The sequence below is a fragment of the Enterococcus sp. DIV0691 genome (assembly GCF_051711145.1).
Classification (GTDB): Bacteria; Bacillota; Bacilli; order Lactobacillales; family Enterococcaceae; genus Enterococcus_B; species Enterococcus_B hirae.
Map to the genome: position 1 here is coordinate 791232 of NZ_JBIOLY010000001.1, position 13647 is coordinate 804878.

Consider the following 13647-nt stretch of genomic DNA (forward strand, 5'->3'; position numbering starts at 1 on the left):
GAGAGGAGCCAAAAAGTCTGGGATATTAATCAGAACATAACTGATTAATATCCCAGACTCTTAATGTTAGTAAATTTTTACTTTTAAACGTTACACACAGCTAGTCTTCTAGCTTTCCACGATCACGGTACCAGCCATCTGGTTGCCAGATCCATTCAAACCCATCTTTTTCCAGCAATTCAAATGCAGCTTCTGGTCCCATTGTTCCAGCTTTATAATTAGGGAAGTCAGGTTCCACTTGATCCCAAGCTTTACGAATGACATCGACGATATGCCAAGATTGAGCAACTTCTTCCCAATGTGAAAAGTTTGTACCATCACCTTTTAAAGCATCTAAAAGCAGCTTCTCATAAGCTTCAGGACTGTTTTCAACCATTTCAGCGCTATTGCGGTACTCTAATCTTCTAAATTCAGTGTTAAACCCTTGTCCAACCTCTTTTCCATTTAATGTTAAAGAGAAACCTTCCGTTGGTTGGATATAAATCGTTAAAACATTTGGTGGTAATGTCCTATCTTCACAAGGTTCATCTTCGACCGAAGTTTTAAAAACATTGACTGGGACTTGTTTAAAGACGATATTGATCCGAGTTCCTTTTTCTGTCAAACGTTTCCCAGTGCGCACATAAAAGGGAACACCTGACCAGCGGAAATTGTCAATGACAAACTTCCCAGCTACAAAAGTTTCGGTAGTAGATTCAGGATCTACTTTATCTTCTTCACGATAGCCTTTAAATGTATTACCATCTAACTCACCAGGTGCATATTGCCCACGGATAAAGTTTTTTAATGCTTCAGCTTTTTCATAGATTCGCACAGCTTTCAGTGCCTTGATTTTTTCTGCACGAATTTCTTTTTCAGAAAAGGCGACAGGAGGTTCCATCGCTAAAAGTGCTAGTACTTGTAGAATGTGGTTTTGGACCATATCTTTTAAAGCACCACTGTGATCATAGTAGCCACCACGATCTTCAACACCTAAAGCTTCACCGAATGTAATCTGAATATTATCGATATAGCGATTGTTCCATTGTGATTCAAAAATGTTATTAGCAAAACGAATTGCTGAGATATTTTGGATCATTTCTTTACCTAAATAATGATCAATCCTAAAGATATCTTGTTCAGGAAAGACTTGACGGATCTTTTCATTCAGCTCGAATGCAGATTGATAATCTGAACCAAATGGTTTTTCGATGATCAAGCGATTATAACCATTTTCAGTAACGATATGTTGCGATTTAAGATGAGAAACGATCGTACCGAAAAATTCTGGAGACATGGCTAAATAATAGATGCGATTGCCAGCTAATTGGTAGGTTTCATCTAAGCGGTCAGCTAGGTCTTTTAAAGTATTGTAGTGGGTAGAATCATTTACATCATGTGATTGATAGTAGAAATGACTAGCAAATTCTTTTGCTTCTTCTTCAGTCGGATTCAAGGACTGGATCGTCGAAGCGACCACTTCACGATAATGTTCATCGCTCCAAGGTCTACGAGCAGTACCGATTACTGCAAAATGTTTTCCTAGATTTCCTTTTTTATAAAGGCGGAACAAGGAAGGATACAATTTGCGTTGTGCTAAATCACCTGTACCACCAAAGATTGTAAATAAGACATTTTTTTCATTAGCCATATGGGTGTACTCCTTTATAATTTGTCGACAAAAATCGTACTGGCTGCTTTAAAGCTGACAGGGATTTTCTTTTGTTGATTTTGGATTGTGATCGGTCCTTCATAAGCGGCAACATCTACAATCTCATATTCTTCATCAATGTTTAAGTCAATCGTCACAAGATAGTCCAATAGTTCTTTTTCATCCAACACTCGAGCGATGCGAACTTTAGAACCAACTGGATAAGACTCTAATGTTTGTCTACGTTCTTCATGAACCACTTGTTCTTTTTTAGGAATAATTCCACCATGTGGACAGTGCATAGGATGATTCAAATAGTCTTCTAAATGGTCAGCAAGTTGTTCTGAAGTCACATGTTCCAACACCTCAGCATCATCATGAACTTCGTTCCAGCTATAATCTAAATGTTCGACTAAAAAAACTTCCCATAAACGATGTTTGCGAATCAAACTACTTGCCTTTTGTAAGCCAGTCTCCGTAAGTTGAACTCCTTGATAAGGAGAATGCTCAACGAGTTGTTCTTTCACAAGTTTGGAAATCATTTCGCTAACAGAAGCTGGGGACACAGCAAGACTGGAAACGATTTGTTTATTATTTACTTTTGTCGTGTCTCCGCCTAATTCCAAAATGATTTTCAAGTAATCTTCTCGATTTGGTGTCATGTTTAATCATCCTTTCATGGTATGAAACCATCATTAGTAAGTTTATCAAAAAAAACATCAAATGACTATTTTTCTAGACAAAAAACGTAAAATAAACGAAGAAATACAGAAAGGTAAATCAATGATGAAGGGAATGAAAAGAGTTTGGGATATAGGACTTGCTCTAAAAGTCGTTCAAGAAGTGGCTCTATCAAAAATAAGCCGAAGAATTCCAAAAACAGGAGGAGATTTTTGGAAATTCTTCGACTTATTTTTCAGAGTTAGCCGCTCTTGTCACACCCTCTTTTGAGGAACTATTTTGTTTTGTCAACGTATAAGAAGTATCGGATGATTCATCATAAAAGGTCGTATCACTGTATGATAGGATCAAATAAAAACCATATTGATCTCGCAAGACGAGTTGCTGAGGGGTGAGTTCGACCAATTCCGTTACTAAGGAGTGACCGTTGATAGATAAATCAAACGTTTCTGTGACCAGTAGTTGTTGTGTTTGTTGATTTTTATCTATAAAGGTCCAGGTTCCATGATATTGCATTGGATCAAAGTCTTTGGTGGTTGGCTGTTTCTTTTTCAGAAAGAATTTTCCAAATAAAATAGCAAAAAATGCAAGGATTCCATAAAGTGTTTTTTTACGTATCATACGACTGTCACTCCTAACCTCTTTTAATTCCAACGATCATTTTCTGTCAGTTTCATTGTACCTAAAAAAAATAAAGATTTCTCTAGGACTTTCGACTGGTTTTTCAAGAGTTTTTTGTGAAATTATGGTAGGATACATAGTAGGAAGAAAGGTGACCGTTTTTGAAGTACCAGCAAGTAGAAATCGCTTTTTTTATTGAACGACCGAATCGTTTCATCGCTCATTGCTTGAACCAACAAGGAGAAGTGATCGTAGCCCATGTGAAAAACACTGGAAGAGGTAAAGAAGTCCTGCTCCCAGGAGCGAAAGTAGCGGTTGCATATACACCTAGTTTAAAACGGAAAACAGATTATGATTTAATTGCTGTGAAAAAAGGGGATAACTGGTTCAATATCGATAGTCAACTTCCCAACCGTTTGGCATTAGAAGGAATTTTATCTGGAACAATCCAGTTGCCATCGTTGATCGGAAAAATCGTTAAGTTCAAGCGTGAAGTCCGCTATCGACAGTCCATATTTGATATTTATTTAGAAACAGATTCAGGAAAAAAAGTGTTCGTCGAAGTAAAGGGAATGACTTTAGAAAATAAAGGAATTGGGGCGTTTCCTGATGCGCCAACGTTACGAGGTTTAAAACATGTGAAAGAATTAGTGGAAGCGCGACAGGAAGGCTATGAAACTTACGTGTTGTTTATCGCACAGTTTGAACACCTTCATCTGGCAACAATCAACGAAGCAATGCAACCGGAGTTAGCCAATATCATACGCTACGGACAGTTAAACGGCGTGAATGTTTTAGCCTATAATTGTCAGGTAACAGCGGATTGTGTCAATTTGAAACAAGCCATACCATTTGATGTAGAGGCATCGTTTGAAGACCCGAATAAATAGAAAGAAGGTAAATGAAATGATCAATTTAGGAATTATTGGTACCAACTGGATCACCCATCAATTTGTGCAAGCAGCATTAAGCACGAAACAATATGAATTAACAGCAGTTTATTCGAGACATTTAGAAAAAGCACAAGAATTTGGCGCCAAGTATGAGGGAGATATTGCCTATGCGACAGATTTAGAAACTTTTTTTGGTCTGGAACATCTTGATACGGTATACATTGCTTCGCCTAACAGCCTGCATTTTCAACAAGCAAAACAAGGCATTTTAGCAGGAAAAAATGTCATTGTTGAAAAACCGGCATTTAGTACGCCTAAAGAAATGGATGAGATCATTCATCTAGCGAATGAGAAAAATGTTTATTTTTTTGAAGCTGCACGAAACATCCATGAAGCAGGATTCAAAAAAATTGCTGACTATCTTCCATTGAAAGATGAGATCCTCGGTGCCAACTTTAGTTATATGAAATATTCTTCTCGTTACGATCAAGTACTAGCAGGAGAAGTACCAAATATTTTCTCTACCCGTTTTTCTGGTGGTGCGCTGATGGATCTGGGCATTTATCTCGTTTATGCTACGATAGGATGGTTTGGGATGCCTTCAGAAGTTCATTATTTTCCACGGAAAATCTCAACTGGTGTTGATGGACTGGGTTGGGGGATCTTGCGTTATGAGACCTTTGATGTCACGATTCAACCTGGTAAAATCGGTGATTCTTACTTACCTTCAGAAATCTACTTTAATTCAGGAACATTAGTCATGAACGGGGTCAATGCGATTGAAAAAGCAGAGTTCCATGATCGAGAACATCAGGAAATTGATGCATTAGCAATTACCGCAGCTGAAAATCCCATGGCAGAAGAGGCAGCTGATTTTGCCAATGTGATCAATCATCCAAACGATCCAGCTTGGGGATTACGATATGAAGAATGGATCGAACTTGCTCGCAATGTGAACCAAGTAGTTTACGATCTTAGAATAAATGGTGGCATCAAATTTGATGCCGATAATGAGGACGATTTTTAAAATGAATGAATTTGTAAAAAACTTTCCACAAGCTTGGCAAGAAAAATGGCAGGAAAAGGGATTTCAAACACCCTCTCTGATCCAACAGGCTGCTTTTCAACCGCTTAAAGAAAAAGAATCAATTATTGGTATTTCACCAACCGGCTCAGGCAAAACATTAGCTTATCTTTTACCTTTGCTGCTGAATGTCCCTAAAGAGGGGGGAAGTACTTTACTAATCCTTGTTTCTTCGCAAGAATTAGCAATTCAAGTCGCAGAAGTGGCTCGTGAGTGGTCAAAAGGATTGGCATTAAAAGTCCAATCACTTGTGGGCGGAGCTAACGTCAAAAGGCAGATCGAAGGTTTGAAAAAACGACCAGAAGTCTTAGTAGGGACTCCTGGACGGGTGCTGGAATTGATGAAGACCAAAAAATTAAAAGCTCATCAGTTGCAAACGATTGTTTTTGATGAAGCAGATCAATTGTTTGATGAGGGGAATCGTTCATTAGTGGAACAAATTTTGCGACAAGCCCCTGTGGACTATCAATTAGTATTCTTCTCAGCAACAGCTGATCGCTCAATCAGTAAAATTGAAGAAATCACAAAGGCTTCCATCCCAGTTGTTGATGTCACAAAAGACGATGACTCTAGAAAAGGTCAGCAACATTACTATTTAAGGATACCACCTCGTAAAAAAGAAGAGTATTTGAGACGGCTTGCTTATGTCACAGATTTTCATGGACTAGTCTTTTTCAACCAACTCAATGAATTAGGGACAATGGAAGAAAAATTACAATTTCGTGGTGTTTCAGTTGGCAGCTTAGCTTCCGATCAAAATAAATTGTTACGTAAAGCAGCACTTGATCAATTCAAGAATAAAAAAATCACGATGTTGTTCACGACTGACGTAGCAGCCAGAGGATTAGATATCGAACAATTACCTTATGTTGTGAATGCCGAAATTCCCTTAACGGAAGAAGCTTATCTGCATCGTTCAGGGCGAACCGGACGGATGGGGAAAGACGGAACCGTGATCACGTTTGTGCAAGATCATACAGTTAAAGAGTTGAAAAAATTAACACGTCATATGGCGATTGATATGGAAGAGATTTTTCTTCATGGTGGACAATTAGTCAAAGAATTGCCACAAAAAGAACTCTCACAAAAAGAAGAAGTCAATGACAAAAATACAAAAAAAACTGCTCCATTTGGTCCTTCGAAAAAAGAACAAGTTGAAAAAAATAGTACGCCAAAGAAAAAGCTTAAAAACAAACAAAAAAAGCAGAAAAATAAAGGAGCAAGGCGCAAATAAGCGCCTTTTTGTGTTATTATATTGAAAACGCAATCAGCGTTATTTGAGGATAGTGGGAGATTGTATGAACGAAAGACAAGAAGAAATATTGGATCTATTGCATGAGAAACAGCAAGGATTGACGGCAAGTGATGTGGCAAAACATCTAAAAATCGATCGAAGTAATGCAAGTCGATATCTCAGCGATCTCTATAAAGACCGCTATATTATCAAAAGTTCCGGCAGACCAGTCGTCTATTCATTGCCTCCGCAAAAAACAGCCTCTGACAAAGTTCACGTTGATGCATCGACCCAAGTGACGTTTGATACACTAGTTGGTGAAAATGATTCTTTGAAAGTAAGCATCCAGCAAGCTAAGGCAGCCATATTATATCCTCCTCGAGGATTGCATACAATCATTTTTGGTGAGACAGGAACGGGTAAATCGATGTTTGCAGAATGTATGTATCATTTTGCGATTGATTCTGAAATGCTCTCAGAAGATGCACCTTTTGTTTCCTTTAACTGTGCGGATTATGCGCAGAATCCACAGTTACTGTTTGGACATATTTTTGGAATCAAAAAAGGAGCTTATACTGGGGCATCGCAAGATAGTCAAGGGTTGATTGCGAAAGCGAATGGTGGGATCTTGTTTCTTGATGAAATTCATCGTTTACCACCAGAAGGACAAGAAATGTTGTTTACTTTTATTGATAAAGGGGTCTATCGTCCGTTGGGAGAAAGCGCCCACGTCCATGAAGCATCTGTTCAGATCATTGGAGCAACCACCGAGTCATCCGAAAGTTTTTTGACAACCTTTAATCGCCGAATTCCTATGGCAATCACATTACCAAATTTGGCTTCTCGTTCATTAGATGAACGTTATGAAATCATTTCTTTATTTATCAAACAAGAAGCCAATCGTTTGAATCAACGTATAGATATCGAAAAAGAAGCCATTTTGGCATTTATGCTTTATGATGCAGAAGGAAATATCGGACAAGTCAAGCGTGATTTGAAATTAGTATGTGCGAAGTCATTTTTACATTATCGGACACATAATGAAGAAAAACTGATCATTCGTAAAGAAGAACTGTCTCTCCAAGTACAAAAAGGGTTGTTGAAAATCAAAGAAGTACCTGAACGTTTGGATCGCTTTATGGATAGTAAGAGTCAATACCTGACTTTTGAGCCTGGTTTTGCTGATGTTGTTTGGTCACAAGATCCAGAACGAAACATGCAGGTCTATAATGATATCGAAGAAAAAATGCTTTCTTTATCAGAAACGGGTGTCGAAAGTATTGATTTAGAAACTTTGATCTCGAAAGATGTGGATGCTTATTTCCAAACTTATGTCAAAGAGTTGACAAAGAGTACGATTCCAAAAGATCTGTTACCAGATGATATTTGGCGGTTAACCAACGAGTTATACGATGTTGCAGAAGCTAGGTTGGATCGAATCTACAATGAAAAAGCTCGATTTGCCTTTGCCCTTCATTTGCAAAGTACATTGGATCGGGTCAAAGAAGGACACATGATTGTTCATCCTGATCTCAACAACGTACGCAAAAATTTTAAAAAGGAATTTCAAGTAGCCATTGATTTATCTACGATCATTGAAGAAGAACAACAAATTGAAATTCCGTTTGACGAAATTGGTTTTATCAGTATGTTTCTTTCCATTAATCTTGGCGAAAGTGAACCAGTAAAAGAAAATAAAGTTGAGGTCTTAGTTTTGATGCACGGCAGACAAACCGCCTCAAGTATGTTGGAAATGGCGCAAGAATTATTAGGAACGAAATTAGGTACAGCATTTAATATGCCGTTAGCCATGGAAGTCCAAACGATGTATGAAGAAGTGCTGGCTTATGTTCAAAATCGTCAGGCAAGTCTGACGAATGGATTGATCTTACTGACGGATATGGGTTCTTTAAATACCTTTGGTGACTTGATTTTTGAAGAGACTGGAATCAAAACGAAAGCAATTACAATGAGTAGTACGATGATCGTGATTGAGGCATTACGGATGGCGAATGTTGGTCGGAGCTTGGAAGATATCTATCAAAGTATCCAGATTTCCTTTGAAACGATCGTCAAGGACCAATTCAAAGAAGAACAAACTGAGACCTATGAACGTAAAAAAGCGGTGATCGTTACTTGTTTTACTGGGGAAGGTGTAGCAGCTAAATTATACCAGCGGATTGTTCCTGTAATCGACCAGAAAAAGGTCGAAGTGATCCAAATGCAGTTTTTAGAACGAGAATCATTTAAGCGACACATTGATGCATTATTAGAAGAATATGAGATCAAAGCCATTGCGGGCACGGTAGATGTGGATTACCAAAATATTCCGTTTTTCTCAGCGTATGATGTCTTCAACGATGAGAAATTGAATATGCTCAAGCGGATCGCTGATGATGAAGTTCCAACTGCCAAAATCGTTGATTCATTAAAAGATTCTTTAAATTCGATTTCTTCGGTAGAGATTTTGATCCATTCTTTACAAAAAAACATCCAGCAAATCCAAACGGATCTCTCAATTATAGTAGAGCCAGGAGTAGACATTGGGATCGTGATTCATTTAGCCTTTTTACTGGATGGACTGATCAAGCATGAGAAGACCCGAGAATTTGAGAATCTGTCTACTTTCTCAAAAATTTATCGTTTAGAAATGGACATCGTTCGAACGAATCTTATTGGATTGGAACGGAAATATCAGGTGAATATCCCAGAAAATGAGATTGCCTTCTTAACGCAAATGTTTATTGAAAATAAAATTAAAAAATAAAACACACTAATCTATTTTTTTACACAGATAACATCAGTGTGCGCACAGAAAAGAAGGACCAAAGGCTATGAAAACGCTATTTTGGTTCTTTTTTTGTTTGGCATGCTTCTTGCATTATAAAAATGTGTAAAAAAAATTAAAAGGAGTGGAGAAAATGGCGAAAAAAACGATTATGTTAGTATGCTCTGCGGGGATGAGTACAAGTTTGCTAGTTACGAAAATGCAAAAAGCTGCAGAAGAAAAGGGAATGGAGGCAGATATTTTTGCTGTTTCAGCTTCAGACGCTGATAATAATCTTGAAGCAAAAAATGTCGATGTCTTACTTTTAGGACCTCAAGTCCGGTTTATGAAAGCTCAATTTGAGCAAAAATTAGCACCGAAAGGGATTCCGCTAGATGTAATCAATATGCAAGATTACGGCATGATGAATGGTGCAAAAGTACTAGAACAAGCCGAAAATTTGATGCAATAAATCTATAGGAAATGGAGGGAAAAATGTGGAAGATCAACAAAATCTCGAAGCCATCATGGGACTCATCATGTTTGGTGGTAATGCCAAGAGCGATGCAATGGAAGCGATTTCTGCGGCTAAAAAAGGTAATTTCGAGTTAGCGGATCAAAAAATAATGGATGCAAAGGAATCATTAGTCCAAGCCCATCATTCACAGACGCAAATGTTGACACAAGAAGCACAAGGAAACCATGTTCAGGTCACGTTATTGACCGTACACAGTCAAGACCATTTAATGACGTCGATTGCTTTTACTGATTTAGCAGAAGAACTTATTGAACTTTACCGAAGAATCAATGTCGAATAAAGACAGATGAATGAAAATAGAACCTTCTTTTTTGAACGGAAGAAGAAAAAATTTTGAACGGATTTTTTTAATTTGGTATGAGGAAGCAATTCTTTATATAAACAACTTATAGGAGGATATAAAAATGAACGGATTAACAAATTGGATGGAGAAATACATCCTTCCGGTTGCCGCAAAAATTGGTGCGCAGAAACATTTAGTTGCTTTGCGTGACGCTTTTATCGGTACTTTACCTGCAACAATGGCGGGATCAGTCGCTGTAATGATCAATGCAATTATTCGAGATTTACCACAGCAATTTAATAGTACGTATGCAGATAGTTTAGCAGCGGACAAAGGAATTTTTGCAGTATTAAATGTTATTATTGGAATTAATGGATTTGTATGGAATGGAACTTTAGCAATTGCCGGCTTGATTTTTGCCTTTTCTTGGGGATACAATCTTGCGAGAGCTTATGGGGTCAATGACCTAGCCGGAGGGATCGTTGGTCTGGCAACTTTGATCCAAGGAATTTCTTTTGGTCCTTCATTGTCAGCCGCTTTGAACGTGAATGTTCCGCAAAATATCGTTGATGCCATCAATGGAACAGAATTAGGGGCAACGATCGCAGATGGAAATTTATCTGTTGGTCTTTGGGGTTGGCTAAAACTTGATCATTTAAATGGAAACTCTTATTTCACAGTCATGATCATGGGTGCTATTTCTGTCATTATTTTCTGTAAATTAATGTTAGCCAACATTACGATCAAAATGCCAGATTCTGTACCACCAGCAGTATCGAAGGCTTTTGCCGCAATTCTGCCAGCAACGATCGCTTTATATGTCATTGCTATTATTAATTATATCGTTGGCCGTATCGCTGACGGACAATTGATCATTGATTTAGTTCAAAAATATATAGCTGAACCCTTCTTGGGATTATCTCAAGGGATCGGTGCTGTATTGATCGTTACGGTCTTTGTTCAGATCTTCTGGTTCTTTGGTATTCATGGACCAAACGTATTAGCTCCAGTTTTAGAAGGAATTTGGGGTCAAGCACAATTGATCAATATCGATATTTTCCAAAAAGGTTACAATGGAAAAACAGGAACACCTGCAGTCTTAGATGCAATTGAAGATGGTAAGGCTTATATGTGGGTTCGTGGATCCTTTGATGCCTTCGCTTGGTTCGGGGGTTCTGGTGGTACGATCGTTCTATTGATTGCTATTTTACTCCTTTCTAAACGTGCTGATTATTTAACAGTTGCTAAATTGTCGATCGGACCTGGTATTTTCAACATCAATGAACCAGTTATGTTTGGTTTGCCGATTGTATTGAACGCTATCATGTTCATCCCATTCTTATTAGCACCTGTTGTTGCAACAGCTATAGGTTGGGGAGCAACTTACTTTGGTTTGGTCGCCCCAGTATCGCAACAAGTCACATGGGTTGTTCCACCATTCTTACTCTCGTTCCTAGCTACCGGAGCAGACTGGCGTGCGCCAATCGTGACATTAGTATGTATGGTTGTTACTTTCTTGATCTGGGCACCGTTCGTTATCTCAGCGAATAAGATGGATCCAGCAGCAGGCGAACAATAAAAATCAATGAGCAGAAGCATTTTTTGCTTCTGCTCTCTAAACAATAATCTAGGAGGAACTAAAATGATTTCAATCGCAAGTGCCATGCAACAAGATGCTATCAAAGAGTTATTAGAAGGTTACAATGAAGATGGCTTTTCATATACATTTAAAGAAAAACAAGGGATCAAATTGTTTTTTGAGACGAGCGCACAAGATAAAGAAGCAGCAGCACAAAAAGCAAAAGCATTAATCAAAGCACAACCATGGGGCACTGTTTTATATTTTCAAGCAACAGCAGTTTAACTGGTTGTAAGATAGGAAGGGTTCAAAATGATGAAAAACGGCTTATTTTTATGTAGTATTGGTTCACTGATCGTATTGTATTGTTTAAATCCTAGTTCGCAAAACTATGATTTGTATAGTATGGCTACAGGACTATTTCTGGCAGGTTTAGGTATACATTTCTTTTTAAAAGGGAAAAAAAGAGAAGAAGCAAAGGGGAAAAATAGCTAATGGAAATCGTTAAAACTTTAAATATTCCAGCATCCTTTTTCTATGATAAAGTGATGGACTCTGTCCTTTTTGATGTACGTAAAGCGACTGGAAAATCGGTTACTCGTAAACAACTTAAAAACCTTGAATACGTCAAACAATTCTCACAAAATAGCCGCGCTCGCATCAAGATCGAGGAAGTTATTGAAAATCAGTCGTATAAATTTCGAACATCTACCACAAAAAATGATTATGTCGTCCATTATCAAATCAAAGCGTTAGATGATAAAACCTGCGAAGTACGTTATACGGAACAAATGCAATCATATGGGATGCTACAAAAATTGAATGATATGATTTTAGGAACGATGTTGATGTATTTTAAAAAACGTCGCTTCAAAAAAATGTTAGTAATGATCGAAGAAACTTACTAGTAAAAAACTAATTGTGGCAAGAAGCAGTTGATTCAGCTAAATAGTGATTTATTGAAATAACATTTTTATTTTGATAAAGTGACTATGGTTGGATCACTGAACTTGACACAATTTTTTATTGTTTTTGATGGAAGGGGTAACAAAAATGGCAAATGAAGTAAAAGAACTTGGTGTTGCTTATCAAGAAGCGATGTTTGAACTAGCAACCTATGCATTTAATGCGCAGGATACACCTGCAAGACGTGAACGATTCAAACTGATCGTTGAAAATTCATGGAATTATGGTTTTTTTGACGAGGAAGAGCAACTCACTAGCCAAGTAATGGCGACGCCTTTTTCTGTTGAATTTTATGGGCAACAGTATTTAATGGCAGGAATCGGTTATGTAGCATCTTATCCTGAAGCTAGGGGACAAGGCGGGATCAATCAAATCATGGAAAAAATCTTAAAAGATTGCCGTGAAAGAAAAGTAAGTCTTTCTTATCTTGCTCCATTTTCTTACCCATTTTATCGTCGCTACGGTTATGAGCAATTGTTTGATAAAATCAATTATCAATTGGATAGTCGAGATGTACCGAACGTGAAAAAGACGGCTGGCAAAATGAAACGAGTGACTTTTGAACAAGCAAAAGAAGTCATAGAAATGATTTATAAACAAATGCCAGTGAATCAACGTGGTGGATTAAGTAGAGAAGACTGGTGGTATACTTATAAGTTTAAGCAAAAGACAGATAATCATTATGCGCTGTATTACAATGAATCTGGTCAAGCAACGGGATATGTGGTTTACCAGTTAACCGCACCAACATTTGTAGTAGTGGAATGGGGCTATTTGAATCATGAAGCCTTTCAAGGATTAGTGAGGTTTGTTAGTTCCCATAGTGGGGCGTTTGCTTCTTTTGACTATGCTTGTGGTTATTCAGGTAGTGATCAAAATTATTTGCTTAAAAATCCTTTTGCACAAATGACGATCACGCCATATATGATGGGCAGAATTGTTGATCTTGAGTTGTTTTTGAAAGACTATCCTTTCAAAAAACAAGCGCTCACTTTTGCTTTAGAGGTAACAGAAGATCCTTACGCACAGTGGAATGAAGGGATCTTTGAGATCACTGTATCAAATGCAGAGGTGAAAATTGAAAAAGTAACAGAAACAAAATTACCAACCATCAGTGGAACCATTCAACGCATGACTCAATTATTAATGGGGTATCGTCAGATGGAAGACCTTGTTTTTTACAATCACATCCAATTGTCAACTGAAGCTCTATTAGAAATGGCGCCATGCTTTCCAAGTCAGCAACCTATTCTAAATGATTATTTTTAAAATGAACGTAAAATGTTTGTTACTCAACGCATATAACGCCCTCCAAGGTTTTCGACGAATTCTTGGAGGGCGTTATCGTATAAAAAGTTATTTTGAAATTTT

14 protein-coding genes are annotated in these 13647 nt (G+C 37.7%); 11 read left to right on the forward strand and 3 right to left on the reverse strand.

All coding sequences use genetic code 11. The features are described 5' to 3' along the window. Positions 1-100 precede the first annotated feature (100 nt). From zwf to IGJ11_RS03620, 3 genes are all read right to left on the reverse strand, one after another. Positions 101-1630, reverse strand: a complete 1530-nt coding sequence (gene zwf / locus IGJ11_RS03610) for a glucose-6-phosphate dehydrogenase (protein WP_207433111.1) — start codon at positions 1628-1630, stop codon at positions 101-103. A 14-nt stretch (positions 1631-1644) separates the two neighbouring features. Then, entirely contained in the window at positions 1645-2292 is a 648-nt protein-coding gene (locus IGJ11_RS03615; RefSeq protein ID WP_010719768.1) for a metal-dependent transcriptional regulator, read from the reverse strand. A 247-nt stretch (positions 2293-2539) separates the two neighbouring features. Beyond that, a complete protein-coding gene (locus tag IGJ11_RS03620; RefSeq protein WP_207433113.1) occupies positions 2540-2932 on the reverse strand; it encodes a DUF4828 domain-containing protein in 393 nt (130 codons plus the stop codon). A gap of 161 nt (positions 2933-3093) precedes the next feature. Here IGJ11_RS03620 and sfsA point away from each other — a divergent pair, with 161 nt between their 5' ends. The 11 genes from sfsA to IGJ11_RS03675 all read left to right on the forward strand — a co-directional run bounded on the left by sfsA (position 3094) and on the right by IGJ11_RS03675 (position 13545). Beyond that, entirely contained in the window at positions 3094-3822 is a 729-nt protein-coding gene (sfsA, locus tag IGJ11_RS03625; protein ID WP_178286552.1) for a DNA/RNA nuclease SfsA, read from the forward strand. A 16-nt stretch (positions 3823-3838) separates the two neighbouring features. Continuing rightward, positions 3839-4852, forward strand: a complete 1014-nt coding sequence (locus IGJ11_RS03630; protein ID WP_207433115.1) for a Gfo/Idh/MocA family protein — start codon at positions 3839-3841, stop codon at positions 4850-4852. A 1-nt stretch (position 4853) separates the two neighbouring features. After that, on the forward strand, positions 4854-6143 hold the full coding sequence (locus IGJ11_RS03635) for a DEAD/DEAH box helicase (protein WP_010719765.1): 1290 nt from the start codon (positions 4854-4856) through the stop codon (positions 6141-6143). 64 nt (positions 6144-6207) lie between these two features. Beyond that, complete coding sequence (locus IGJ11_RS03640; protein ID WP_207433119.1) at positions 6208-8910, forward strand: sigma 54-interacting transcriptional regulator; 2703 nt, start codon at positions 6208-6210, stop codon at positions 8908-8910. Between the two features lie 154 nt (positions 8911-9064). Continuing rightward, on the forward strand, positions 9065-9382 hold the full coding sequence (locus IGJ11_RS03645; RefSeq protein ID WP_010719763.1) for a PTS sugar transporter subunit IIB: 318 nt from the start codon (positions 9065-9067) through the stop codon (positions 9380-9382). A gap of 25 nt (positions 9383-9407) precedes the next feature. Further along, positions 9408-9728 (forward strand): PTS lactose/cellobiose transporter subunit IIA, encoded by a 321-nt coding sequence (locus tag IGJ11_RS03650; RefSeq protein WP_010719762.1) that lies wholly within the window; start codon positions 9408-9410, stop codon positions 9726-9728. A gap of 124 nt (positions 9729-9852) precedes the next feature. Then, positions 9853-11310, forward strand: coding sequence for a PTS sugar transporter subunit IIC (locus IGJ11_RS03655; protein ID WP_010719761.1), 1458 nt, complete (start codon positions 9853-9855; stop codon positions 11308-11310). A gap of 63 nt (positions 11311-11373) precedes the next feature. After that, positions 11374-11595, forward strand: a complete 222-nt coding sequence (locus tag IGJ11_RS03660) for a hypothetical protein (protein ID WP_010719760.1) — start codon at positions 11374-11376, stop codon at positions 11593-11595. 27 nt (positions 11596-11622) lie between these two features. Continuing rightward, positions 11623-11805: a DUF3188 domain-containing protein gene (locus tag IGJ11_RS03665; RefSeq protein WP_010719759.1), complete on the forward strand. Its 183-nt coding sequence runs from the start codon at positions 11623-11625 to the stop codon at positions 11803-11805. Next, on the forward strand, positions 11805-12218 hold the full coding sequence (locus IGJ11_RS03670; protein ID WP_010719758.1) for a DUF3284 domain-containing protein: 414 nt from the start codon (positions 11805-11807) through the stop codon (positions 12216-12218). The genes IGJ11_RS03665 and IGJ11_RS03670 overlap by 1 nt, the downstream gene beginning before the upstream one ends. Before the next feature lie 145 nt (positions 12219-12363). Beyond that, positions 12364-13545, forward strand: coding sequence for a GNAT family N-acetyltransferase (locus tag IGJ11_RS03675; protein WP_207433121.1), 1182 nt, complete (start codon positions 12364-12366; stop codon positions 13543-13545). The last annotated feature ends 102 nt before the right edge of the window (positions 13546-13647 follow it).